Origin of the sequence: Halomonas sp. OfavH-34-E, assembly GCF_024124525.1 — a bacterium.
Taxonomy (GTDB): Bacteria; Pseudomonadota; Gammaproteobacteria; order Pseudomonadales; family Halomonadaceae; genus Halomonas; species Halomonas litopenaei.
Genome location: NZ_JAMXRY010000016.1, coordinates 56,876 through 82,355 on the forward strand (window position 1 = coordinate 56,876; position 25,480 = coordinate 82,355).

The 25,480-nt window shown below is 63.2% G+C and carries 20 protein-coding genes; 15 read left to right on the forward strand and 5 right to left on the reverse strand.

The features are described 5' to 3' along the window. Window position 1: 1 nt before the first annotated feature. The 4 genes from NH448_RS09105 to NH448_RS09120 all read right to left on the reverse strand — a co-directional run bounded on the left by NH448_RS09105 (window position 2) and on the right by NH448_RS09120 (window position 8,284). Window positions 2–3,601, reverse strand: a complete 3,600-nt coding sequence (locus NH448_RS09105; protein WP_045993103.1) for a T6SS effector BTH_I2691 family protein — start codon at window positions 3,599–3,601, stop codon at window positions 2–4. Further along, complete coding sequence (locus NH448_RS09110) at window positions 3,570–4,499, reverse strand: DUF4123 domain-containing protein (RefSeq protein WP_045993104.1); 930 nt, start codon at window positions 4,497–4,499, stop codon at window positions 3,570–3,572. The genes NH448_RS09105 and NH448_RS09110 overlap by 32 nt, the downstream gene beginning before the upstream one ends. After that, window positions 4,499–7,105 (reverse strand): type VI secretion system Vgr family protein, encoded by a 2,607-nt coding sequence (gene tssI / locus NH448_RS09115; protein WP_045993105.1) that lies wholly within the window; start codon window positions 7,103–7,105, stop codon window positions 4,499–4,501. Before tssI ends, NH448_RS09110 begins: the two co-directional genes overlap by 1 nt. A 456-nt stretch (window positions 7,106–7,561) precedes the next feature. Beyond that, on the reverse strand, window positions 7,562–8,284 hold the full coding sequence (locus NH448_RS09120; RefSeq protein ID WP_045993106.1) for a GntR family transcriptional regulator: 723 nt from the start codon (window positions 8,282–8,284) through the stop codon (window positions 7,562–7,564). A gap of 192 nt (window positions 8,285–8,476) precedes the next feature. Between NH448_RS09120 and NH448_RS09125 the strand changes: the two genes are divergently transcribed. The 7 genes from NH448_RS09125 (at window position 8,477) to NH448_RS09155 (ending at window position 15,154) form a co-directional block, all read left to right on the forward strand. Next, complete coding sequence (locus NH448_RS09125; RefSeq protein ID WP_045993107.1) at window positions 8,477–8,761, forward strand: UxaA family hydrolase; 285 nt, start codon at window positions 8,477–8,479, stop codon at window positions 8,759–8,761. A 2-nt stretch (window positions 8,762–8,763) separates the two neighbouring features. Further along, the gene (locus NH448_RS09130) at window positions 8,764–9,933 is read left to right on the forward strand and encodes a UxaA family hydrolase (RefSeq protein WP_045993108.1); all 1,170 of its coding nucleotides are present in this window, start codon (window positions 8,764–8,766) and stop codon (window positions 9,931–9,933) included. A gap of 171 nt (window positions 9,934–10,104) precedes the next feature. Beyond that, on the forward strand, window positions 10,105–11,070 hold the full coding sequence (locus tag NH448_RS09135) for a tripartite tricarboxylate transporter substrate binding protein (RefSeq protein WP_045993109.1): 966 nt from the start codon (window positions 10,105–10,107) through the stop codon (window positions 11,068–11,070). A gap of 10 nt (window positions 11,071–11,080) precedes the next feature. After that, window positions 11,081–12,604, forward strand: coding sequence for a tripartite tricarboxylate transporter permease (locus NH448_RS09140; protein WP_045993110.1), 1,524 nt, complete (start codon window positions 11,081–11,083; stop codon window positions 12,602–12,604). Beyond that, window positions 12,601–13,185, forward strand: coding sequence for a tripartite tricarboxylate transporter TctB family protein (locus NH448_RS09145; protein ID WP_052704374.1), 585 nt, complete (start codon window positions 12,601–12,603; stop codon window positions 13,183–13,185). Before NH448_RS09140 ends, NH448_RS09145 begins: the two co-directional genes overlap by 4 nt. A 35-nt stretch (window positions 13,186–13,220) precedes the next feature. Then, window positions 13,221–14,156, forward strand: coding sequence for a hydroxyacid dehydrogenase (locus NH448_RS09150; protein ID WP_045993111.1), 936 nt, complete (start codon window positions 13,221–13,223; stop codon window positions 14,154–14,156). Further along, window positions 14,153–15,154, forward strand: coding sequence for an Ldh family oxidoreductase (locus NH448_RS09155; RefSeq protein ID WP_052704375.1), 1,002 nt, complete (start codon window positions 14,153–14,155; stop codon window positions 15,152–15,154). Before NH448_RS09150 ends, NH448_RS09155 begins: the two co-directional genes overlap by 4 nt. A 107-nt stretch (window positions 15,155–15,261) precedes the next feature. Here NH448_RS09155 and NH448_RS09160 read toward each other — a convergent pair whose 3' ends face one another. Then, window positions 15,262–16,290: a LacI family DNA-binding transcriptional regulator gene (locus NH448_RS09160; RefSeq protein ID WP_045993113.1), complete on the reverse strand. Its 1,029-nt coding sequence runs from the start codon at window positions 16,288–16,290 to the stop codon at window positions 15,262–15,264. A gap of 293 nt (window positions 16,291–16,583) precedes the next feature. Between NH448_RS09160 and NH448_RS09165 the strand changes: the two genes are divergently transcribed. The 8 genes from NH448_RS09165 (at window position 16,584) to NH448_RS09200 (ending at window position 25,467) form a co-directional block, all read left to right on the forward strand. Further along, window positions 16,584–16,829, forward strand: a complete 246-nt coding sequence (locus NH448_RS09165) for a hypothetical protein (protein WP_045993114.1) — start codon at window positions 16,584–16,586, stop codon at window positions 16,827–16,829. 2 nt (window positions 16,830–16,831) lie between these two features. Further along, on the forward strand, window positions 16,832–17,998 hold the full coding sequence (locus NH448_RS09170; RefSeq protein WP_045993115.1) for a TRAP transporter substrate-binding protein: 1,167 nt from the start codon (window positions 16,832–16,834) through the stop codon (window positions 17,996–17,998). After that, on the forward strand, window positions 17,970–18,533 hold the full coding sequence (locus NH448_RS09175; RefSeq protein WP_083970439.1) for a TRAP transporter small permease: 564 nt from the start codon (window positions 17,970–17,972) through the stop codon (window positions 18,531–18,533). The genes NH448_RS09170 and NH448_RS09175 overlap by 29 nt, the downstream gene beginning before the upstream one ends. 20 nt (window positions 18,534–18,553) lie before the next feature. Then, the gene (locus NH448_RS09180; protein ID WP_231498473.1) at window positions 18,554–19,855 is read left to right on the forward strand and encodes a TRAP transporter large permease; all 1,302 of its coding nucleotides are present in this window, start codon (window positions 18,554–18,556) and stop codon (window positions 19,853–19,855) included. A gap of 416 nt (window positions 19,856–20,271) precedes the next feature. Beyond that, the gene (hisD, locus tag NH448_RS09185) at window positions 20,272–21,585 is read left to right on the forward strand and encodes a histidinol dehydrogenase (protein WP_045991818.1); all 1,314 of its coding nucleotides are present in this window, start codon (window positions 20,272–20,274) and stop codon (window positions 21,583–21,585) included. Between the two features lie 2 nt (window positions 21,586–21,587). Beyond that, window positions 21,588–22,349, forward strand: a complete 762-nt coding sequence (locus NH448_RS09190) for an SDR family oxidoreductase (RefSeq protein WP_239452511.1) — start codon at window positions 21,588–21,590, stop codon at window positions 22,347–22,349. 15 nt (window positions 22,350–22,364) lie between these two features. Beyond that, window positions 22,365–23,351 carry an alcohol dehydrogenase catalytic domain-containing protein gene (locus tag NH448_RS09195; protein ID WP_045991816.1) on the forward strand — a complete coding sequence of 329 codons (987 nt, stop codon included), beginning with the start codon at window positions 22,365–22,367 and terminating at the stop codon, window positions 23,349–23,351. A gap of 544 nt (window positions 23,352–23,895) precedes the next feature. After that, window positions 23,896–25,467 (forward strand): Re/Si-specific NAD(P)(+) transhydrogenase subunit alpha, encoded by a 1,572-nt coding sequence (locus NH448_RS09200; RefSeq protein ID WP_045991815.1) that lies wholly within the window; start codon window positions 23,896–23,898, stop codon window positions 25,465–25,467. The last annotated feature ends 13 nt before the right edge of the window (window positions 25,468–25,480 follow it).

The window sequence follows — 25,480 nt, forward strand, 5'->3', positions numbered from 1 at the left end:
ATTAAATTCTCATCGTGAATGTTCCGAAATTAGCAGTGTCCGCATTATCTGAGTCTAGGAAGCTAACGTATAGCGAAAGCAACTTTGGTGGATGGTTGCTATGAAGGTGATCTTTAATGGATATGGTGTGAATTCCGTTGTGCTTTGATGTTGTTGCTCGATCATCTTTCTCTATGTTTGGGTTGTTTTCTTGTCTAGTTGTCAGTGTGTCGCTACCTTTGGTTTTTATATAGTTTTCCTGAAATAGTATGTCCTCTTTTTCTAATCCCTCCCCTAGCTTTAGTTTTAATTTAATCTCCATGCTATCCAAATCCGGTACGGTGACCAGAATGCTAAGCGTGCGTGGTAGCTGACGGGAGCGCTCCCTGACGATATCCCATTGCCCTTGAGTCGGTACCACCCCATAGCTTTCGTAGTCATCTGGCTCTTGCAGCAACATCTCCACCGTCACGCCCTTGAACACCAGTTCCAAGCCATTCTGTTCCTCTTCCATGGAGTCGTAGGGCAGTACCTGGCCTAGCTCATCGCGAACGCCATATCGGCAGCGGGTCACCCAGCAGGAGACGGCGAAGGCGACCAGGATGTTGAGTCCAGGCCCAAGGATGAGTTTCAAAACGGAGGTAACCACCCCGTTGGCAACACCCGCGAAAAGAGCGACAGGTGCGCTAATGGGCCCAACAGCGACAGCTACGACAATGACCAAGGCGACGACACCGTTGGCAACATCGATATTGCCGGCGGTCCTGTGTTTATTCTGAATACTCTCCGGCAGGCCCAACAAGGCCGCCCGATGGGCGTTGGCACGTTTGTCAAGACCATCCGCGATACTGAGTACCCCTATGATGGCGTCGCCTGGCAGCCTGAGGATCTGCAGGCGCCGGACGAGCGATGCCAGGGCGCCGTCGGTACTGGCCAAAAGAGTGGCAGCGAATTGCAAGGTGTCGACCGAGGCAATGATGAGTTTTGTCAATGCAAGCGTTACCTGGATGCCGTCTGCGTCGCCAGAGGAAAATTCGCTGTTGAGGATGCTGAAGTTGTTGTAGTAGATCAGTAGCAGTTGAACCCTCGTGGACGTATTCCTGAGGCCTGCAACGGCGGGGTGATTGGTGCCGCCGATGCCCTGTGCAATGTAGCTGCCTAGATCGCGCGCATTTTGCCGATCGTTCCAGTTGCTTTTGGCAATATCGTCTTCGTCGAAGTCATCGGTAGTGGTGTTGAAGCGCTCCAGGAAGTCCGGGGCGGTCGTATCGATGGGGATGACCACGGTGATTTGATGGTCATTCTCGATATGGGTGACGGAGAAGTTGCCTCCCACGCCGTCGTCCTCGTGGAACTGCAGAGCACCGGAGGCGTCGGGGTTGGCCTTGCCTTTGGGATAGAGTTGGCGCGTCAGCGTGTCCAGCCAGTCGTGGAAGTCCTTGCGGCCGACGGAAACGCTCGCCAGCACTGGCAGGTGGAGGTACTGGGCAGGGTCATTGGCGTCCTGTGACGCCTGGATCTGCTGCACGTCGTAGCTGCCGGTAATGATCAACTGCTGATAGCGGTTGAAACTTTCCAGCGCCTTGACGGATGGGAGGTCTGCCGCGTCGATCGCGTTGTTGTTGCTGTTGATATTTGTTGTACCACCATCGTTGCCGGCGTCCGCGTCAGCGGTAGAATTTGGGTCCGGTGGCGTGTCGGGAATGACCTTGGAGGCGTCCTGTAGCGCCTGGGCGTAGAGACTGTTGCCCATGGTGGCGATGAGTCCGGCCATGGTGGTGTCGTAGCGAAACTCACGCTCGCCATGCAGCAGCTCACGATACTGCTCCCGCCATGTGAGCAAGACCCTGGGCGGTACGTAGGCTTTGGCCGGTAGCGCCTGGCGAACGGTAATGGCGTCGTCGATCAAGCGACGCTGGTTGGAGAACATGGCCTTCATCAGCAATGAATCAGTTGAGTCGATGGCGCTGGCTAGCCTGTCCCACAACCATTTGCTGGCATCACTCAGAATGCCGCCCAGCAGTGCGTTGGAGAGTACTCCGCTCAGTCCCAGCCCGGGTGCATAGACATCGTCGGAGTAGCGTACTGTGACGCGATCAAGGTGTGCCTCGACCCACAGGGAGTAGTCCTCATCAAAGGCCCGTACCAGCTGATTGATCCGCTCCACCAGCGCTTTGTACTTCGCCTTGAAGTCTTCAAGCTCGGGGTTAATGCGTTTCCCTGTCTCGGGATCTACGGGAGCGTCCGGCAAGGTATAGTAGTCCGCTAGCTCCTTGTTGTAGGCGGAGATAAGTTGCTCGGGTTCCTGGGTCAGCAGTTCGATGCTCCTCCTTTCTGCATCGATCTGACGCTGCAGGTCGCGCCTTTCAATACGTAGTGTTTCGATCCGCTGTCTATCTAGCCAGTTGGGATCGCCGTCGGAGCGTATCGCTTCGATCTGCCGATCTATCTGATTTATCCGTTGCTGCTTGGAGTCGATGGTCGGTTGGCTGGCCTCTTCAATCCGCTGGTTCATGGGGGCCTGGGCAATCTGCCGCTGTATTCGGTAATTTTCCTCGAAGATCTCGATGGCCTTGTAGCACAGCAGGTTGCGCCGATTCAGGTAACCCTGGGGGTCATGCTGCTGAAGAAACTCCTCGAGCAGCTCCAATGGTCGTTGGCGGTAGGCGTTGAGTTCGTTGATCAGGCCGACTTCATCATGCACCGCCAGTACCAGACTCTTGTCCTTTAATTGCTGCGAGGCGGCGCGAAGACGCTGTCCCATGGCTTGGCGCAGTTCCTCGCGGGTGAATAGTTGGCGATTGTTCTGATCGGGCCAGAAGAAGGCCTCCATGCCGGCGGCATTGTCGCTGTACTCGGCGACCAGCGAGAGCTCCTCGGCGCTGAAAGCGAAGGGCTGCTGGGTCTTGTTGTCGCGCCAGGCGGCGACGTCGAAGCGCTGCATGGCCACGTCGCGCAGGCGCCGACCGTCACTGTGGGAGGCGGTGCGCAGGTGGTTGAGAAAGGTGATGGGAAGCGCGTGCTCGCTGTACAGGTAGTAGATGTTGGTGGCGGTGTCGACGCTGTCCAGGGCGATGGTCGAAGCGCTGACCGTCTTGAAGCGCCGTTCCTCGTCGTTCAGCCCGCAGGCGAATTCGGGTTGTTCCGGGGAGGGGGGCGCCTCGCCGACGGAATACTGGTAGAACATGCCATCAGTCGTGACCACATAGGCATACCAGTTGTGGTTGACGCGATCCCCGGTGGTGCCGGCGTCGCTGGTATTGCGAGTGTTCTCGTCGTCGAGCAGATAGAAGTAGCCGGGTCTGAGCTGGCGCAGGATATATTTGCTGACCTGGCTACCGGTGGTGTCGCCCAGATAGCTGCGTACGGGTTCTCCCAGCGTGCGTGGTGACGTCCCCTGGTCGGTCACGGCCTGGTTGAGCCGGATATCGGTGAACTCCGTTACCCTGTCCGTCGGTAACTCGGTGAAGCCGGAGGTCAACGAGGTGCGCTCACACACAGTCAAGCGCACCGGCAGGATGGGGAGACCCACTCTCTCGCACAGAGGGCACTGTCCTGATTGCACGCCGGGTAGATCGATGCAGGCGTCATCAATCCGCTTGAGCAGGTCTGGATTGACCATGAGCCGTATTCCTCGTCCAGGTTGAGATCTCGTTCCACTCGGCAACCGGCAGGGCGGCGGTCAGATCGCCGTAGCGCTGGCTCGGACCGATGCTTTCCAACAGGCGCTGCATGAAGGGGTGTCGGTGAAAGTCATCCCCCACGTGGAGACCATGCAGGACAAACCTTTGCTGGTCGGCAGGCGTGTGGAGTCCATGCCGTTCAGCCGTACGCATCAGCGCGTTGATACGCTCTGGTGATGCCTCCGCTGCACTGTCAGGCTCAAGCGAGCGCCACTTGTCGATCAGGTGGTTGATGGTGCCGCTGCGTTTGAGCGAGGCCCATTGTTCCGGTGACAAGGTGAAGGGCGCTGGAGGCGGCTCCCGGGGAATCTCCATTTCACGCAGGACCTGCTGGTGGTCGAAATAGAACCAGCCGGTGAAGGGGTGCAATAGCAGGGTTTTCTGACCGGGTTCCAGCAGAAAGGCGAGCAGCTCCATCACCCTTGGATCGAAAAAACGCAGAAGGCATGTCTTGCCTTCGGGACTGGTCGCCGTCAGTTGGCGTTCGATCCACCGACTCAGGGAGATCGACAGGACCGACGAGGTGACCAAGGCGCAAAACCCGCTTGGCTCCGTGCGCTTGCTTGGCAGGCTGCTACGTTGCTGCGCTACCAGCTCGGGGATGTCGACGTCCCGCACCTCCAGCGGTTTGAGGTAGAGCCGCCGCCATGGAGGCAGGTCGATAAAGGGGTTGGCGATGATGCGAAACTGCCTGGTCGCCAGTTCCAGTTCGTCGCAGGAAAGTTGCCAGCGCTCGTCCTGGGAAGGATCGATCAGTGCGTAGAGCCTGGAGGTGCTGGCCTGCAGACGAAGGCGCTGGAGTGTGTTGTCAGTTGAGCTTGCCGGTTCGCTCGACATCAGTTGCCCTCCACGATGCCGCCGCCGTCCTTGCTGGCCTGGCCGTTGCTGCGTGGGCAGATTTTCGGCGCGAAGTCCGGCAGGTAGGGAAGCGCGGGATCCAGCGATGAAGGCCCGGCCAAGCTGTGCGTGGTGGCCTTGAGGCTGACAAGACCCGGGCCGTGGATCTGGATATCGCCGTCCTTGATGCGCAGGACGCCTGCGCCGCTGATGAACTCAATGCCCTGGGCAGCCTCGATACGCACCTTGCCCTCGGTGGAGGTGATGGAGAGGGTCTTTTCCGCGCTCAGCGCCATCTGGTCGCTCTGGGCCTGCACCTCTACCTTGCCTCGGGCGGCGAACAGCTTGATGCCGGCTCGTTGCACGAACAGCGACAGGCGCTCGCGGATAGTGGCCACCAGGCTGCGTCCGCTGGCCAGGTTGATGTCTTCGCCACAACTGGCGCTGAACGATTCGTGCTGGGCGAGGTGTGTCGATGCGGGCGTACTCAAGACGATGCCGGCCGGTGAGGCAAGATGCAGCCAGGGTTGCTTGAGACAGGATGCCTGTCCGGTGCCTGCCTGGCTGCCGGCCTCGGCGGTGGACTGCTCGTCGCTGTCGGCGGCACTACTGTTTGGCTCGCCGTAGATCTGCCGGGTGTCCTCGGCGGCCTGCTTGAGGTCGAGGCGAGTCTCCAGCACATCGGCGCCGTGTTCCATGGCGCTCTTGCTCAGGCGATCGGACAGGTGCCAGGCGCTGGACAGTTCCTGATGGATGGGCCCTGTCGCAAGCTGGTCGCCTGCAGCCCCCAGCTGCCCCCAACTGGTCAGCAACAGCCCCTGATTCGAGCGGATTGCGCCATAGGCATCGCTACGCAGTTCGAAGCCGGTGCCACGAAAGTCCCCGCGGGTGTTGCCGTGCTGATGTATCAGGTAGCCCAGATTGAGCTGGCTCTTGGCGTGTTCCGAGTTGAGGCGGATACGCTCCTGGTCGGTGGCGTCGTCAAACACCAGTTCGTTGTAGTTGCTGCCTCGGTAGGTCTTTGACTTGATGCCCGAAAGCAGGCCGTTGGAATGCCACTCGGGTTGTGCATCACCGTTGTAGACTCGGCCGGTAATGAGGGGACGATCCGGATCGCCCTCGAGGAAGTCGACGATGACCTCCTGGCCGATGCGTGGCACGAACACGGACCCCCAGCCGGCGCAGGCATTGGCTTCGGACACCCGTAACCAGCAACTCGAGCGATCGTCGTGCTGTCCGTTGCGATCCCAATGGAACTGCACCTTGACGCGGTTGAGGCGGTCGGTATGGATCTCTTCGCCTTCGGGGCCGACGACGATGGCAGTGTGGGGGCCGCCGACAACAGGGCGTGGATGATCCAGTGTGGATCGAAAGGGCACGACGGTGCGCTGCGACTCGAAGTCAACCAGGTAGTGGCCGGTGCCGGCACGTTGGTAGTCGTCTTGGTGAGGGCTCTCGTCCTGCAGACCGTGGGCGCTTCTTGCCTGATCCAGGGCTTGCTGCAGGCTGCCCGGCAGGGTGCTGAGGTGGGCGGATACCGGCAGGGCGTTCTCGGCCTGGATATTGAGGTCGAGCACGACGAATTCACGCTCGCTGGCATCGCCGTGCAGGTGACGTTCGTGTTGTTCCAGCGAGAAGATATGGCCAGCCTGCAACTGTCGGGTGCCGCCGGCGCCTCGAAAACGCTTGGCCAGGGATTCCACTGCCTGCAGGCGGTTGTCCACCAGGGTACGGCCGCGATCGAAGGTATCGTAGTAGTAGGCCCCGGGATAGTCGTAGAACTCCTGGGGACTGAGATTTCCCTGGTCGGGCAGGGTATCCAGTGCGTATTGGCGGGGCCGTGATGGTTGCCGGTAGTCGCAGGTGCCGATGGTCATGCGGGTCGGTTGCTGGTGACGGATACCTCCCCACTGAGTGATGCTGTCCTGGTGCTCCGTGGCGGCTTGACGGTGATAGCGAATCGCCCTGGGGGAGACCGCCGGACAGACGGTGAGGTCGTCGGTGATCACCATGCGATGCCCTGGATAGCGGCCCTGATCGGCGCTGTGTTCGAAGAAGTAGTAGAGGCCTTCCTGCTGCATCAGCCGGCTGATGAAGTGGAAGTCACTTTCGCGGTACTGAACACAATAGCTGCGGGCCGCATACGGGCGTTGGCTGCGGATGAGCCAGCGTCCGTTGGCCACGTCGTAAGCCGAGAATACCGTTTCCAGAATATCCAGCACGTTCATGTCCTGGAAAATGCGGCTGTCCTGACCGAGTTGCAGGAGCGACAGCCAGGGCACTATCCCGAGCTGGTAATAGAAGACTCCACCATCCTCTCCCAGTAGTGCTGCCGTATCGACGAAGCCTGATCGTCGTTGATAGCTGCCGTCTGCCTGGCGAATGTCGAGCTCGGCCGGCATTGCCAGCAGGTGCCTGAGCTCGATATCTCCGTGTTGGCAAATGCAGTCGAGGGTGTAGCGGAAGGGGTGGGACATTCGCTCATTGCCCACCAGTCGATGGGGAATCAGCGGATGCTTGCCGACGCTGAGTTTCAGCAGTCGTTCGTCCTGCGTGAGTTCCGTATCGAACAGTGATCCCAGCCAGCGGCCCGAGCCATTCTCCATTGCTTTGCGCTCCCTGTGCGTGTCCATGCCCACGCTTCCGCCAGAACGTGTCCGGGAACGCTCTTCAGGTGTGTCGAACTTCGGGTCGGACTTGTACGGGGCGAGCGACGGCGAACCGTTATCTATTTGTTACGGCTACATTAGGCATCATCGGTTGTCTGGGGGAATCGGTGATATGGATGGATGAATGGAAGCGGTGGATTTGTAAGAAGATCAGTACAAACTAACCGGGAGTGACGAAGGGGCTCGCTCGGTATGTCTGGCGGGGACGTGGCGGCTCAAGGCGGGGCGCTGCGTTGGCGCAGATGAGGAGAGCCGCTGACGAGAGAGGCTCCCCCGTGGCCAGGATATCGTCCACGGGGGAGAGAATGATCGACCCTTCAAGGCCAGTAGTGGCTGCCCACATCGGGCACGCTGCCTGGCCATCAATCGAGCAAGCCTGGCTGGGTCGGGGCGCTACAACTCGTTGAAGTAACAGTGATGCCGGGTCTCGCAACGGGACACTCGGTACTCCAGCGCCTGCTCCTGAATATCTCTTGCCACCCGCTGTATCTCGAGGATCGGACTGCCTTCGGCGATTTCCAGGTGGTGGGCTTCGTCCTTGCCCGCCGCCACTGCGAACAGGCGTTCCTCGGCGTGGCTGACGTTGCAGCCGAAACGCTGCTGATACAGCTGATAAAGGGTGTTTGGCAGGGTCTCCGGCAGGCTTTCCAGCGTCGGAAAGCGTGTCGCCGCGACCACCACGTCCTCGAGCAGGGCGGGGCGTTCGTCGAGCTCCCTGACGCGGCGAATATGGATGACGTCGTCTGCGTCCTCCAATCCCAGCACCTCCATTTCCTCTTCGTTGGCCGGACGCCTTTCGCGCACCAGGATGCGCGACGTCGGTAGCGAGCGGGTGCCATCGAGTCGGGTCAGGTGGAAGAAGCGAAACAGCGAGCTGTCCTGATCGTGGGTGGCGACCACGGTGCCCTTTCCCTGGTAGCGGATCACCACGTTGTCGCTAGCCAGGGAGTCCAGCGCCTTTCTCAGGGTGCCGACACTGACCTGATACTCCTTGGCTAACGCCGACTCGCTGGGGATAAAGGTGCCGGGTGCCCACTCTCCCGAGACGATGCGCTGAAGCAGCACCTCCTTGATCTGCTGGTAGAGCGGTCGGTAGCTGAGGCTTGGCTGATCCATGCGGGTTCCTTCTTTGCGTTGGGCGAGGCCCGTTTCTTCGCCGCCAGTATAGCTCGAGGGAAATCTAGTTGATACTTGACTAACCTATATCCTATGTCCTATACATGAGTTGTGAGGGCAGCAAGCGACACCTGCCCAGGGCCAACCGGCGATATCACAACGTCAACAACATTCGTTCAGGAGAGGGGCAGCATGAGCATCGATTTCGTAGTGCACGATGCCGACGACAGTGTCGGGGTCGTGGTGGTCGAAGGCGTCGAGGCGGGGCAGACCCTGACAGGCTGGGTCATGCATCAGGACCAGACGGTCACCTTCGAGGTGAGCGACGCCATTCCCATCGGTCACAAGCTGGCCATTCGTGACCTCGATGAGGGCGACACCGTGATGAAGTACGGCGTCGATATCGGTCGCGTCGTCCAGCCGATCAAGCAGGGCGAGCACCTGCACGTACACAACGTCAAGACAAAGAGGTGGTAAGCATGGAAATCAAGGGTCGCAAGTTCCAGGGGTATCGGCGTGAAAACGGCCGTGTAGGGGTCCGTAATCACGTGATCGTGCTGCCGGTGGACGACATTTCCAATGCTGCCGCCGAAGCGGTTGCCAACAACATCAAGGGCGCACTGGCGCTGCCGCATCCCTACGGCCGCCTGCAGTTCGGCGCCGATCTTGACCTGCACTTCCGCACGCTGATCGGCACCGGCTGCAATCCCAACGTGGCGGCGGTGGTGGTGATCGGTATCGAGCCAGGCTGGACCAACAAGGTGGTGGACGGCATCAAGGCCACCGGCAAGCCGGTCGAAGGCTTCTGGATCGAGCAGAATGGTGATCACAACACCATCTGTGCCGCCTCCAAGAAGGCCAAGGAATTCGTCCAGTACGCCAGCGAGATCCAGCGCGAGGAGTGCGACGTCAGCGAACTGTGGGTGTCCACCAAGTGCGGCGAGTCGGACACCACCTCCGGCTGCGGCGCCAACCCCACCGTGGGCGACGCCTTCGACAAGCTGTACGACGCCGGCTGCACCCTGGTATTCGGCGAGACCTCAGAGCTGACCGGCGGGGAACACCTGGTGGCCGAGCGCTGCGCCACCCCCGAGGTGCGCGAACAGTTCCAGGCGATGTTCGATCGCTACAGCGACATGATCGACCGCCACAAGACCAGCGACCTGTCCGAGTCCCAGCCGACCAAGGGCAACATCGAAGGTGGCCTGACCACCATCGAGGAGAAGGCGCTGGGCAACATCCAGAAGATCGGCCGTCGCTGCAAGGTGGATGGCGTACTGGACAAGGCCGAAACGCCGGACAAGCCGGGCCTGTGGTTCATGGACTCGTCTTCCGCCGCCGCCGAGATGGTGACCCTGTGCGCCGCCGCCGGCTACGTGGTGCACTTCTTCCCGACGGGGCAGGGCAACGTCATCGGCAACCCGATCCTGCCGGTGGTGAAGATCTGCGCCAACCCGCGCACCGTGCGCACCATGAGCGAGCACATCGACGTCGATGTGTCCTCGATCCTCAAGCGCGAGATCAACATGGAAGAGGCCGGTGATCAGCTGCTTGAAATGATGCTGCGCACCGCCAATGGCCGCAATACCGCCGCCGAGGCGCTGGGGCATCGGGAGTTTGTGCTGACCCGTCTGTACGAAAGCGCCTAAGCCAACGCCCGAGGCGGCGATCTGGCAAAAAAACCGGCTCCTCCCGCCGTTCGTCGGGAGGGGCAGGCCGTTGTAGTAAAGAAGGTTGTGCAAGAACGGCGAGCAATGAAAGCGAGTTGCTCGTAGCGAAGATCCTGACCACCCCATAACGACAACATCAGGAGTAACGTCATGCGCCTTTCCCACACCCTGACCCTGACCGCGATGCTGGCGGCGTCAACCCTTGTGGCCCCGCTGGCCCTCGCCGACGCCGAGGACTTTCCCGCCAAGGACGTGCAGTACGTGATCCCCTTCGGTCCGGGCGGCGAGTCCGATATCAGTGCCCGACTGCAGCAGAAGTACTTCGAGGAGATCACCGGCCAGCAGCTGATCATCCAGTACATGCCCGGTGGCGGCGGCGCGGTGGGCTGGTCCCAGCTCAACGACATGACCGCCGATGGCCATACCATCATGGGCTCCAATCTGCCCCATATCGTGCTCAAGCCGATGGGCAAGGATGCCGGTTTTGCCACCGAGGACGTCAACAACTTCTACTTCTTCCACTACTCGCCGGACGCCATCCTGGTCCGCGAGGACAGCCCCTACCAGACCCTGGAAGATCTGGTCGAGGCGGCGCGCCAGGCGCCCGGTGTGGTGACCTTCTCCGGTAGCGGCACCTACAGTGCCAATGACGTGGCCAATACGCGCTTCCAGCAGTTGGCCGACGTCACCACTACCTACATCCCTTTCAAGGGCACCGGCGCGGCGGTCACCGCTCTGCTGGGTGGCCAGGTCCAGGCCGAGTGGGGCTATACCACCGTGGCCGCCAACCATCAGGACAAGGTGCGCATGCTGGCGGTGGCCGCCGAGGAGCGCCATCCGCTGTTCCCCGACGTGCCGACCTTCCAGGAACTCGGCTATGACATGGTGGGCGGCGCCTATCGTGGCATGGCGGTGCCCAGCGAGACGCCGGCAGACGTTCAGGCGCGGTTGTCCGAGATCTTCGATCAGATCAACCAGAATCCCCAGTTCCGCCAGGAGATGGAGGATCTGGGCTTCGTGTTGATGGACGTCGGCAATGATGACGTTGCCGACTTTCTGGCCGAACAGAGCCAGCAGTATGAGACCAGCGCGCGAGAACTCGGCCTGATCGACTGAGGTCAACGCCATGGATCTTATCGTTCACGCGCTCGGCGCTCTGTCGCCGCTCAATCTTGCGCTGGCCCTGCTCGGGGTAACGGCGGGCATCGTCATCGGTGCCCTGCCGGGGCTTTCCGCCACCATGGCGGTGGCGGTGCTGGTCCCGGTGACCTTCGGCATGGCGCCGGAGTCGGCCCTGATCATGCTCGGCGCCATCTATACCGGGGCCATCTACGGCGGCTCCTACTCGGCGATACTGGTCAATACGCCGGGGACGCCCTCGGCCATCGCCACCACCTTCGACGGCTATCCCATGGCCCGCCGCGGTGACGGTGATCTGGCCGTCACCCTGTCGACCATCGCCTCGGTGGTCGGTGGGCTGGTCGGGGTGCTGGCGCTGCTGCTGCTGGCGCCGCTGCTGGCCCAGGTCGCGCTCAGCTTCGGGCCGGTGGAGTACTTCTGGCTGGCGATCTTCGGGCTGACGCTGATCTCGGCGCTGTCCGAGGACTCGACCCTCAAGGGGTTCATGGGGGCGGGCTTCGGCCTGTTGCTGTCCACCGTGGGCGTCGCGGTGATCGGCGGCGATATCCGCTACACCTACGGCTCGCCGGTGCTGCTTGGTGGCATCGAGACGGTCTCGGCACTGATCGGCCTGTACTGCATTCCGGTGCTGATCGATCTGGTGGCAACACCCGCCGCTCACCTCAAGGTGGATGGCGTGTCGCGCGGGGTGCGCTTTCGCGAGGGCATGGCGATCGCCATCAAGGGCAAGCTGAACCTGCTGCGCTCGGCGACCATCGGCACCGGTGTCGCCATCCTGCCCGGGGCGGGCGGCTCGATTGCAAGCCTGGTGTCCTATTCGGAGGCACGCCGGGTGGCCGACGAACCGGCGAGCTTCGGCAAGGGCAATCCTCAGGGGGTGCTGGCGACCGAGGCCGCCAACAATGCCACCGTGGGCGGCGGCTTCATTCCGACCCTGGTGCTGGGCATCCCGGGCACGCCGCCGGATGCAGTGATCCTCGGGGCCTTGCTGGTGCAGGGCTTTCGTACCGGACCGGAGCTCTTCACCACCAACGCCGGTATCACCTACACCTTCGTCGCCGGGCTGTTTCTGGCCACCTGCCTGCTGCTGCCGCTGGGTCTGTTGATCGGGCGCTACGCCTTCAAGTCGATCATCTCCATTCCCAAGGCGCTGCTGGTACCGACCATCGCCTTCATGACGGTGATCGGCACCTACGCCATCCGCAACAGCGCCAGCGACGTGGTGATCATGCTGTGCCTGGGGGTGCTGGGCTGGGTGCTCAATCGCTACGGCTTTCGGCCCTCGCCCATCGTGCTGGGGCTGATCCTCGGACCCATCGCCGAGCAGGGCTTCGTCCAGGGCTTCCTGATGGGGCGGGCCAGCGGATCGCTGTTCGCTACCTTCTTCGGTGGTCCGATCAGCCTGACGATCATTGCGTTGTCGTTGCTGAGCGTCTTCTACCCGATGGTCAAGGCACGGCGTGAGGCAAGACGTCAGGACAAGACAATCAATGGGGAGGCGTCGCCATGAGCGCTGTTCACAACAGAAGCACTGGTCACGACACGAGCACTGGCCACAACGCCAGCGCTGCCAGCAAGAAGAAGCACGCCATCCAGGCCTCCTGCTCCCGAGCAAGCGAGTATCTGCTGCCGACGCTATTCGTCGCCGGCGCCGCTCTATGCCTGTGGGAGACCCGTGAGATGAGTCAGCTCGGGGCGGTATTTCCTGCGGTGATCTCGCTGGTGGTGATCGCCGCGGGGCTGCTGCGCCTGGGGCAGCTTGGGCTGCGCGGGGTGGTGGCCAACCATGAGCGGGGCTCTGATTCGAGTTCTGATCCAAGTTCTGATCCGAGTGCGGGCTCGACCCCTCGTCGCCTGGCGCTGGTCGGAATCATGCTGGCCTGGGCCCTGGCGCTGCCCTGGCTCGGCTTCCTGTTGACCGGCCTTGCAAGCTTCGTCGGGCTGATGGTGGTGGCGCAGTACCGGCGCTGGCATCCACGTCGCCTGGCCGGACACCTGGCAACCGGCGCCGTGCTGGTGGCCTTCTTCTATGCCCTGTTTGCGCTGGTACTCAATGTTCCGCTGCCCGCGGGTCGCTGGTTCACGCTGTGAGGTCGATTCGACGCCATTATCGAGGGAGTAAAACGATGGCCAGGATAGTTATCTCGGAATTCATGGACGAGCAGGCGGTGGCCTGGCTCGGTGAGCACCACGAAGTGCTGTGTGACACCCGTCTGGTCGAGGATCGAGGACGCCTTCTGGACGCGGTGGCCGACGCCGATGCGCTGATCGTGCGCAATCGGACCCAGGTCGATAGCGAACTGCTGACAAGGGCGCCGCGCCTCAAGGTGGTGGGGCGTCTTGGTGTCGGACTCGACAATATCGACCTCGGAGCCTGCGCCGAGCGCGACGTCGAGGTCAAGCCGGCCCAGGGTGGCAACGCCGGCTCGGTGGCCGAGTACGTGATCGCCGGGGCGCTGATGCTGCGCCGAGGTTCCTACGCCTCGACCCCGGCCATGCTGGCAGGGGAGTGGCCCCGCCAGGCGCTGATGGGGCGTGAGGTCAGCGGCGCGAGGTTGGGTCTGGTGGGCTTTGGTGCCATCGCCCAGGTCACCGCCGGGCTCGCCCGGGCCCTCGGTATGGAGGTGCTGGCGTTCGATCCCCACCTGCCGGCCGAGTCTGCGGCCTGGGGCCAGACCCAGCGCTGCGAGAAGCTGGAAGTGCTGCTGTCCGAGGCCGACGTGGTCAGTCTCCACGTGCCGCTCAATGACCAGACCCGACACCTGTTGGACGCCGATCGCCTGGCCGTCATGAAGCCCGGCGCAGTGGTCATCAACGCCGCCCGCGGTGGGGTGGTGGACGAGCCGGCACTGGCCGAGGCGCTCACCAGTGGACGCCTGGCGGGGGCCATGCTCGATGTGTTCGAACAGGAGCCACTTGGCGCAGGCTCGGTGCTCGAAGGGGTGCCCCATCTGGTACTGACCCCGCATATCGCCGGGGTGACCGAGGAGTCCAACGCGCGTATCAGCCAGATGACCGCCGAGAACGTGGTTGCGGTACTGACGCCGGAGGGGGTGGCATGAGCCAGACGACAACACTTGCCCGCGAACAGGCGCGGGAACTCGCCATGGAGGCGATGCGTGCCAGAGGCTTCCCCGAGCGCGAGGCCGCCATCACGGTGGAGGCGCTGCTCGACGCCGAGCGTGACGGTCTGCCGTCCCATGGGCTCTCGCGCCTACCGTTCTATCTGGACCAGGCCGCCAGCGGCAAGGTCAACGCCGGCGCCATACCCAGGGCCGAAGCCGATGGCGCGGTGGTGCGGGTCGACGCCGACCATGGATTGGCCTTTCCGGCCATCGCCAGCGGGCTGGACGCCGGCTTCGAGGTGGCGCGGCAGCAGGGGCTATGCGCGATTTCCATCGGACGCTCTCACCACTTTGGGGTGGCCGGTGCACCGGTGGAGCGAGCGGCTCGGGAGGGCTTTATGGCGCTGGCATTCAGCAATGCGCCGTCGGCCATGGCGCCCTGGGGTGGTCACAAGCCGCTCTACGGCACCAACCCCATCGCCTTCGCCTGTCCGCGACCCGAGGGCGAACCCATGCTGCTGGACCTGTCATTGTCCAAGGTGGCCAGGGGCAAGGTGATGCTGGCGCGCAAGGCCGGCAAGCCGATCCCCGAGGGCTGGGCGGTGGGGCCGGATGGGGCGCCTACCACCGATCCAGAGACCGCCATCCAGGGCAGCATGGTGCCGGCAGGAGACGCCAAGGGGGCGGCGCTGGCGATGATGGTGGAGCTGTTGTGCGCGGGGCTTTCCGGTAGTCGCTTCGGTTTCGAGGCGGGGTCTTTCTTCGAGGCGCAGGGAGAGCCACCCGGGGTCGGTCATTTGATGCTGCTGTTCGACGTCGATCGCTTCGCGCCCGATGTGCTCGCGCGCTGTGAAGTGCTGTTCGCCGCGATGCTCGAGCAGCCGGGCGTGCGCCTGCCCGGCGACCGGCGCCACCAGCTGCGACGCCAGAGCCATGATCGGTTGGCGCTGCCGACGGCGGTGGTGGATGACCTGACGGCCATTGCGACTTCCTAGCAGTGCGGCTTCCTGGATAGCGTTCGCGGATACAGTTCGCGGATAGCGCCTAGAACGACTTTCCCGAATAGCTTTGCTGAATGGCTTTATCAGCCAGCTCAGCCGGCCTACTGGCCGATTCCGGCAAGTGGCGGCGCCGTCGATCCCCGTAGCTGGACGCTGGCATCCAGGTGCAGGTCGCTGGGCCGTTCGCGATGGCGAATCCACGTCATCAGGGCGTCGGCGGCATGCACTCCGATGTCACTGGCGGGCACCGAGACGGTGGTCAGCGATGGCGACATGTAGGCCGCCTGGGGCAGATCGTCGAAGCCGGTGATCGACAGTTCCCTAGGCAGGTCGAGCCCGCGTCGCTGGGCCTCGAGCAGGGCGCCGAAGGCCAGGGTGTCATTGCCGCAAAGCAGCGCCGTGGGCGGGGAGGACATCTCCAGCAGTCTGGCGCAGGCGTCGGCGCCCTCGGCGACACCGTACTCCACCACCTCGACGTCCGGCGCCGGGCAACCGGCAGCGGTAATCGCATCGCTGAACCCCTCGAAGCGGGCCCGGGCACGGTCATTGTGTTCATAGGGTGCGGTGACGATGGCGAGGCGGCGGTGGCCCAGGTCGATCAGGTGGCTCGCCAGCTGTCTGGCGGCGCCGCGATTGTCGAAGCCGATACAGGGGGCTTCGGCCTTGTCATGGGTCTGCCAGCTGGTGAGGAAGGGCAGTTGACGCTGGTGAAGCAGACGGTAGGCGTCGGCAAGGTGTTCATGGCCGATCAACACGACGCCGTCCACGCCATGCTGGACCAGCGTCCGCAACGCCTGCAGTTCGTCCTCGAGGTCGTAGCGGTAGGTGGCCAGCAGCAGACGACAGTCATGCTCCTTGAGGCGCCGCTCCAGGCTGTTGGCCATGGTGCCGAAGATCGGGTTGTCGAGGGTCGGTACCAGCAGACCGATGGCGCCGATGCGGCGCGAGGCCAGTGCACGGGCCGAACCATCCGGCACGTAGCCGAGGCGGCCGACGGCAGCCTCCACTTTCTTTCGCAGGCGGTCGCTGACGTGGGGTGCGCCGTTGAGCACCCGCGAGACAGACGCCGTCGAGACCCCGGCCTCCCGGGCCACATCTTCCAGCAACGCTCTGGTGGGACGATCGTTCATCTGGCCTCTCCTGGGTGGCGCCACCGGTGTGATCCGATCGGCGCCACGGTTGCGGCTAAAGTCGAAGGTCCTTTACAGGATTCTGGCTGGACAAGTCCTATAGAGGAATCTACCTTGAATGGTGCGCCATGTAAGCGCTTACAATTATAGCAGCAGACAGCGTTGATCGTAGTTCACTGCTGCATTTTTGCCTCGTTAGCCTGACCACGGCTTCGAGCGGAGCCGGTCCAGGCTCAGCAAGATCGACAACGACGCGTACCACCAAATACAACGAGAGTCGGGAGTCGCCACCCATGTCCAGGTCGTCTTCGTCCTCAGCCAAGTTGATGTTATGGCTGTCGATATGTCTGTTCGCCGCCTTTTTCGTCAACGTCGCCATCCAGCGCTATGTACCGGGAATGTGGGCGCTGGAAGCCGCCTACGAGGCGGTGCTGTTGACGCTCGCTACCGCCTTCTTCGTCTCTGCCTGCCTCAAGTTCGAGGGCAAGGCGCCGTCTGGCGCCGAGCCGGGCACGCCAACCACACAACAAGGACAATGACCATGCGAGATTTCATCACCAATGACAGCGGTGCTCCCAGCCAGCCGGAAAGACGGCTGTTCATGGGCACCGTGGCGAAGTTCGGTTTTACCGCCGCGGTGGTCGGTGCGGTCGGCGGTGCGTTGTTCTCGGAAAGCGCCATGGCGGCCACCGCCAAGGAAGAGTCCGAGCGAGAGAACGCGGCCGAGAGCACCATCGTGCTCGCCACCGGCTATACCCTGGGCGCCTCGCGGGCCTATCCGATCATGCAGCTCAACTTCAAGGAGAACCTGCAGAACTTCTCCGGCGGTCGGCTCTACGTGAAGCTGGCGCCCGGTGGTCAGCTCGCCACCGGCGGGGCGCTGATCTCGATGGTCCAGAACGGTTCCATCGCCATCGCCCAGCATTCGCTGTCCAACCTGTCGTCCTTCGCCCCGGAAGCCGACCTGGTGAACATTCCCTACTGGTGTGGCGAGAACCAGCGTCTGATCAATCTGGTGACCTCGGACGCCTGGCGCGACACCGTTCACCACAAGGTCGAGGAGCGCGGCTTCAAGGTGCTGTCCTATATCTGCATCGACCCGAGGACCGTCGCCGTGCGCGAGGGGCTGCTCGATGGCCCGGTGCGGGTCCCCGATGACATCTCCGGCATCAAGTTCCGGGTGCCGTCCTCGCAGATCCTGCAGCAGGTCTATCGACTGGCCGGTGCCAACCCGACGCCGGTGGCCTGGGGCGAGACCTCGTCGGCGATCAAGCAGGGCGTGGCCGATGCCCTCGACCCCAGTGTCCAGGCCCTGCTGGTGTTCGGCTTCACCGACGTGCTGTCGAGCATCTCCACCATCCAGTCGGTGCCGGATGCCCAAGTCTACACCTGCAACAAGGCCTGGTTCGACAGCCTGGATGGCGCGCTTCAGGACGCTGTCATGCAGGCGTCTGATGTCACCTTCCGCGAAAACCTCGCCAAGGTCCCGGCGGCGCGAGCCTACGCCCATGACCAGATGCGCCTGGCCGGCGTCGAGGTCTACTCCCTGAGCGACGAGGAAAAGGCCCAGTGGGTCGAGCGTTGCGGCCATCAGCTGCCCGCCTGGGACGAGACCAAGCGTGAACTGGCGGGGTCGCTGGAGGCATTCGACAAACTGCTGGCCGCCACGGAGGTGCAAAATGGCTATTTCGTCGACAGCAACGCCTAAGGACACGCGCTGGCGCGCCCTGCGCCTGCGCTGTGACGACGTCGATCGCCGCACCGAGCGCTGGCTGCTGCTGACCTTCTACGCGCTGATCATCCTGACGGTGGCGGTGGAAGTCATCCGCCGCTTTGCCCTCAACTACTCCTCTGTCTGGGGCGAGGAGCTGGCGCGCTATGCCTTTATCTACCTGGCCTGGCTCGCCGCTGCCGCGGCGGTCAGGGACCGCGCCCATATCCGCATCGATGTGCTGATCAACCTGGGCGGGCCTCGCATGAAGCGCCTGGGCTGGTGGATCTCGGATATCGCCACCCTGGTGCTGGCGGTGTGGGCACTGTACCTGTCAATCGCACCGGTGCTGACATCGATCAACTTCGGTTCGGTCACCGCGGGACTGCGGGTTTCCCAGGCGTTCTTTCTGGCCGCCATCCCGGTGGGCTTTCTGCTGATCGCCTGGCGAGTGGTGCAGAGCATGCTGGCGGATATCCGGCGCATGCAGCGTGGTGATCCGGTCTTCGATGGCCAGAAGCTCTTCGACTGAGGGGGACCGTCATGGAATTCATGGAACTTCAACAGGCCGCGGCCTCCCTGGACTGGACCTTCTATGCGCCGCTGGCGGCGCTGATCGTGATGATCCTGGTCGGGGTGCCGGTGTGGGTCGCCATCGGTCTCGGCACCCTGGGCATGCTGACCTTTACCGAGACCTTGCCGCTGTCGGTGTTCGGCGAGTCGCTGTTCGAGGGCATCAACGCCTTTGCGCTGATCGCGGTGCCGCTGTTTATCCTGACCGGCGATGCCCTGGTGCGCTCGGGGCTTTCCGGCAAGTTGCTGGATGTGGCCGAGGCCAGCGTCGGCGGGCTCAAGACCGGCCTTGGCAGCTCTACGACGCTGGGCTGCGGCTTCTTTGCCTGCATCTCCGGCTCGGACGCAGCGGGTGCCGCGGCGGTGGGGCGCATGACCATTCCCCGGCTGGTGGAGCGCGGCTATCCGTTGCCGGCGGCCTGCGCGCTGGTGGCCTCCGGCGCCTGCACCGGCATCCTGATCCCGCCATCGATCGCCTATATCGTGATGGGCCTGGTGCTGGGCATGTCCGCCTCGACGCTGTTTCTGGCGGCGGCGATCCCCGGGGTGATGGTGATGATCTCGGTCATGGCCACCAATATGGTGCTCAATCGCATCTACGGCTTCGAAGGCGATCGCGAGCGTTTCTCCTGGCGACGCTGGATCGACACCGTATGGGACGCCCGCTGGGCGCTGTTCGTACCGGTGGTGATCCTGGGCGGCATCTACACCGGCATCTTCACTCCTACCGAGGCGGCATCGGTGGCCGTGGTGGTGGTGGTCATCATCGGCCTGCGCCAGGGTCGCCTGACGCTGGGTGACATTCCGCGCATGCTGGAGAGCTCGGCGCGGGTGTGCGGCGTCATCGTGCCGATCATCGCGGTGTCCCTGCCGCTGGCGCAGAGCCTGGCCAGCCTCGATATCCCCCAGACCCTGGTCAGCGGAATCAGCGGTGTCACCGACGCCCCCTGGCTGATGATCCTGATGATGATCGGCATTCTGGTGCTGGCTGGCTGCGTGATGGAAACCACCCCCAACATCGTCATCCTGGCGCCGCTGCTGCTGCCACTGGCGCTGGAGGCGGGGATGAACGAGTTCCACTTCGCGATCCTGATGGTCACCACCCTGGGCCTGGGCTTCATCACGCCACCGCTGGGACTCAACCTGTTCGTGGTGTCCGGCTTGACCCGCTGTTCGGTCCTGTCGATCGCTCGCTACGCGCTGCCGTTCGTGCTGGGGATGCTGATCGTGGTGTTGATGATCGCTTATTTGCCTTGGTTGTCGACCTGGGCGATAGGGTAGGGCTCGTCTGAAAAGTGCCTGCGCTCGGTAATACGGCGTTAAAAATCGGATCAAAATGCTCATTTACACCCCGTAAACTGCGCTTTCTCACCGATTTTTGCCTTGTCTAACCTTCGCTCGTCGACTTTTCGGACTGAGCCCAGGGAGAGGTTGGGGGAGAGCTGTCTTCCCCCTTTTTTCAACGGATTTGTAAGCGCTTACAAAAGTGTAGACGTAAAGATACGAAGCGAGGGCGAGGGCGAGGGCGACGCTAGGCGACTGGCCGGTCCACGCCTCGCTAGAGCAACGCTCACCAGAACAACGACGCCGTCGGCGCATCACGGCCGAGTCGACGGCACACCCTAGGCACTGCGCATGCTCAAGACTCAAGCATGTGTGGCGACCGATACCGGCCGATGACCTCAAGGAGACTCAACATGGCGATTCACTACTACAAGCAAGCCGACAAGAATGCCTCCAGCAACGACACCCAGACCCATGAAGTCGTCTCGCGCATGCTCGCCGAGATCGAGGCCGGGGGAGAGGCCAAGGCGCGGGAATACTGTCGTGAACTCGACGGCTGGGAAGGCGACGTCATCGTCAGCCGTGACCAGATCGAGGCGGCCAGGGAGAAGGTCCCCGAGCAGCTCAAGCAGGATATCCACTTCGCCTATGAGCGCGTCAGCCGGTTTGCCGCTGCCCAGCGCGACAGCATCCAGGGCTTCGAGACCGAGCTGTCTCCGGGCCTGTTCGCCGGGCAGAAGCTGATCCCGATGGAGACCGCCGGTTGCTACGTGCCCGGTGGCCGCTACGCGCATATTGCCTCGGCGATCATGAGTGTGGCCACCGCCAAGGTGGCCGGGGTCAAGAACGTGGTGGCCTGTTCGGTGCCGCGGGACAAGAACGGCATCCACCCGGCCATCCTCTATGCGATGGATCTCGCCGGTGCCGACGTCATCCTGCAGATGGGCGGGGTTCAGGGCATCGCCTCCATGGCCTTTGGACTGTTCACCGGCAAGCCCGCCGACATTCTGGTCGGCCCGGGCAACCGCTTCGTCGCCGAGTCCAAGCGTCAGTTGTTCGGACGCTGCGGCATCGACATGTTCGCCGGGCCCACCGAGATCGGCATCATCGCCGATCACAGGGCCGATCCCGATATCGTGGTCGAGGACCTGGTTGGCCAGGCCGAGCACGGCCCGGATTCGCCGGCCTGGCTGTTCACCACCTCGCGCGAACTGGCCGAAGCGGTGGATCAGCGCATCCAGGCGCGTATCGATGACCTGCCGGAAACCCAGCGCAAGGCCGCCGACGCCGCCTGGCGCGACTACGGCGAGATCATCGTCTGCGATACCCGGGAGGAAGCCGTCGAGGTCAGCGATCGTTATGCCTCCGAACATCTGGAACTGCAGGTGGAGGATCTGGACTGGTGGATGGAGCGCCTCAACAGCTACGGCTCGCTGTTCGTCGGCGAGGAAGCCTCGGTGGCGTTCGGCGACAAGTGTTCGGGCACCAATCACATCCTCCCGACCAAGGGGGCGGCGCGTTACACCGGCGGGCTGTGCGCCCAGAAGTTCCTCAAGATCGTGACCTACCAGCGCCAGAGCCGCGAGGCCACCCGCACCGTAGCCGCCACCGCCGCCAGGCTGTCGCGCTGCGAGGGCATGGAAGGCCATGCCCGAACCGGCGATATCCGTCTGGCCAAGTACTATCCCGATGAGCGCTTTGTGCTGGCGGTGGAAGAGGACGTATGACCATGCGCCCCGATTTTGACCTCGACGGACGGGTGGCGCTGGTCACCGGGGGCAGCAGCGGGCTGGGTCTTGCCATCGGCGAGGCACTGGCGGCGAGCGGCGCCCGGGTGGTGCTGGCCGCCAGGCGTCAGGACGCGCTGGATGCGGGAGTGGAGCGGATTCGGAGCATGGGCGGCCAGGCGGCCGCCCTCAGCGCCGACCTGGCCGACGCCAGGGGCCTCGAAGAGGTGGCACATCGCGCCACCGAGGCGTTTGGCGATCCCCAGATTGTGGTCAACGCCGCCGGGGTGAACTTGCGCCAGCCGGCAGAAGAGGTCGATCTGGCCTCGTGGGAGCTGACCCTGCAGCTCCACCTGGGCACGCCGTTCTTTCTGTCACGGGCGCTGGTTCCGGGGATGCGCGCGGCGGGCTACGGTCGCATCATCAACCTGGCCTCGCTGCAGTCCAGTCGTGCCTTTCCCGACAGCGCCCCCTACGGGGCCGGCAAGGGTGGCATCGCCCAGCTGACCCGCGCCATGGCCGAGGCCTGGTCGCGCCACGGTATCAACGCCAATGCGCTGGCGCCGGGATTCTTTCCTACCGAGCTGACCTCACCGGTGTTCGATGATGCGGCCAGGTCCGAGGCGCTGGCGCGCCAGACCGCCATCGGCCGTAACGGGCGGCTTGAGGATATCGCGGGACCGGCGGTATTCCTGGCGTCCCCGGCCTCGGCCTACGTCACCGGCCAGATCCTTCACGTCGATGGCGGCTTTACCGCCAAGTGATTCAGGAGACTCACCATGCAAGCCTTGTTCTACGTCGCTCGCGAGCAGATGGAGATGCGTGGCACCGAGCCCGAGCCGCTCAAGCCGGGGGAGTCGCGGGTGCAGGTGGAGGCCACCGGCATCTGCGGTTCCGACCTGCATGCCTACCATGGCCATGATCCCCGGCGGGTGCCGCCGATGATCCTGGGCCACGAGGTCGCGGGACGGGTGGTCGAGGGTGCCTGGAAGGGCAAGCGGGTCACCATGAACCCGCTGATTGTCTGCGGCCACTGCGAGTACTGCCAGGCCGGGCGCCAGAATCTATGCGAGAACCGCAGCATGATCGGCATGAATCGCCCCGGCAGCTTCGCCGAGACGGTCAACATCGCCGATCACAGCCTGATCGAGCTGCCACAGACGCTCAGCGCCGAGATCGCCGCCATGACCGAGCCGGTGGCGACCGCAGTGCATGGTATTCACCGCCTGGAGCGGGTGCTCGATCGCCCGCTGGCGGAGTCCCGGGTGCTGGTGATCGGTGCCGGCGCCATTGGCCTGATGACCGCCTTGATCCTGCGCCAGCGCGGGGTGCGCTCGCTGCGTATCGCCGATCTCAACCCGCTGCGCCGGGAGGCGGCGCTAAGGGTCGGGCTCGAGGCCTTCGACCCGCGCGAAGCGCCGCCCCGGGCCGACTCGGTGGAAGCGGTGTTCGACTGTGTGGGAGCTGGCCCCACGCGCAAGATGGCGGTGGCCTCGGCTAGTCCTGGTGGCGCCATCATGCACCTTGGTCTGCAGGACAACGATGGGGTCACGGATACCCGCGCCATCACCTTGAAGGAGCTGAGTTTTCTTGGTGCCTACACCTACAGCTTCGGTGATCTTCGCGCTGCCGTCGCACTGCTCGACGCCGGTGCGCTGGGGGAGCTGTCCTGGGTCGAGAAGCGGCCTCTGGCCGAGGGGCCGGCCGCCTTCGAGGAGCTGGCAAGCGGGCGCAGCGCCGCCGCCAAGGTCATTCTGTATCCGTAAGGGCCGCGTTGGCACCGAGCAGCGCTTTGAACAGGCGATGTCGAGTGGACGCGCTGTGCGTCGCCTGTTGCTTCACCAGCGCTTTTGCCAGCGCTATCTGTCATCCTTTTGCCAGTCCTGTCGCCAGCGCTATCTGTCATCCTTTCGGCTATCTTCTGGGTTCATCCGGTCGGCAAGGTGGCGCAGATGTTCGACGTTTTTTCTGAGCGAATAAATAGCTGAGTGAGCGCTTGTTCAATCGTGAAAGGGCGGTCGACCTCAGGCTGCATTTTCCGTTGTTGTTCGCTGGAGGTTGCCTTCAGGGTGTGATCACGCCGCCAGACCGGGCACGCCGGGCCTGGGAGGCTCGGAAGGGCATAAGGTTACACCCCGCTTCGTGCCGGTTCTCTTAATGGATTCAGGTGGTTGCTCTCACATTGCAGTGCACAAATTACTGGCGATCCCCTCTTGTGCAGACTAGCCACAAGAGGTAACACTGGTAGGAATGACAACAAGAAACCATAACAAGCAATCGTAATAACGTTGGCCACATGGGAGATCCATCGTGAAGATAGGAGCACCAAGGGAACGGCATAAGGGCGAGGCGCGTGTCGCGCTGACGCCCGAGAGCGCCGGACACATTCAGAAGCTGGGTCACGAGTGCCTGATCGAGACGGGCGCAGGTGAGCTTGCCGGCTTTACCGACGCCGCCTATGAAGAGGCCGGTGTCACTATCGTCGACAGCATGGAGGCGGTGTTCGAGCAGGCCGACGTGGTCGTCAAGGTGCGCGAGCCACAGAAGGAAGAGTCCGACCTGCTGCGCCAGGGCCAGACCCTGATCAGCTTCTTCTGGCCGGCCCAGAGCGAGGAGATGCTCGAGACCTGCAAGGACAAGGGTGCCAGCGTCGTCGCCATGGACATGGTGCCGCGGATTTCCCGCGCCCAGAAGATGGATGCGCTGTCCTCCACCGCCAACATCGCCGGCTATCGCGCGGTGATCGAGGCAGGCAACCAGTTCGGGCGCTTCTTCACCGGTCAGGTTACCGCCGCGGGCAAGGTGCCTCCGGCCAAGGTGCTGATCATCGGTGCCGGCGTCGCCGGTCTTGCCGCCATCGGCACCGCCACCAGCCTTGGTGCGGTGGTGCGTGCCTTCGACGTGCGCCCCGAGGTTTCCGAGCAGATCGAGTCCATGGGCGCCGAATTCCTGTTCCTCGATTTCGAGGACTCCCAGGACGGCTCCGAAAGCGGTGGCTATGCGGCGCCCTCCAGCCCCGAGTTCCGCGAAAAGCAGCTCGAGCTGTTCCGTCAGCAGGCCCCCGAGGTGGATATCGTCATCACCACCGCCCTGATCCCCGGACGCCCGGCTCCCAAGCTGTGGCTCGAGGACATGGTCAAGGCGATGAAGCCGGGCTCTGTGGTGGTCGACCTGGCCGCCGAGAAGGGCGGCAACTGCGACCTGACCAAGCCTGATGAGCGCGTGGTTACCGACAACGGCGTCATCGTGGTCGGCTATACCGACTTCCCGTCGCGCATGGCCACCCAGTCGTCGCTGCTGTACTCGACCAATATCCGTCACATGCTGACCGATCTGACGCCGGAGAAGGACGGCAAGATCGTTCACGACATGGAAGACGACGTGATCCGTGGCGCGACCGTCACCCACCAGGGTGAGGTCACCTTTCCGCCGCCTCCGCCCAAGGTCAAGGCCATCGCCGCGGCCAAGCCGAAGCCCAAGGAGAAGGAGCCGACACCGGAGGAGCGCAAGGCTGCCGAACACGCTGCCTTCATGAAGCAGACCAAGAGCCAGGTCACCATGCTGGCGGTCGGCGGCATCGTCATGGGGCTGCTCGGTCTGGTGGCGCCGGCGTCCTTCATGCAGCACCTTATCGTCTTCGCGCTGGCCTGCTTCGTCGGTTTTCAGGTCATCTGGAACGTCAGTCACTCTCTGCACACGCCGCTGATGGCGGTGACCAATGCGATTTCCGGGATCATCATCCTCGGTGCCGTGCTCCAGGTGGGCTCGGGTAGCTGGTTGGTCGCCTTGCTGGCGGGCATCTCGGTGCTGATCGCTTCCATCAACGTCGTGGGTGGCTTCCTGGTGACACGCCGGATGCTGGCCATGTTCCAGAAGTCCTGAACCGCGGAGAGAC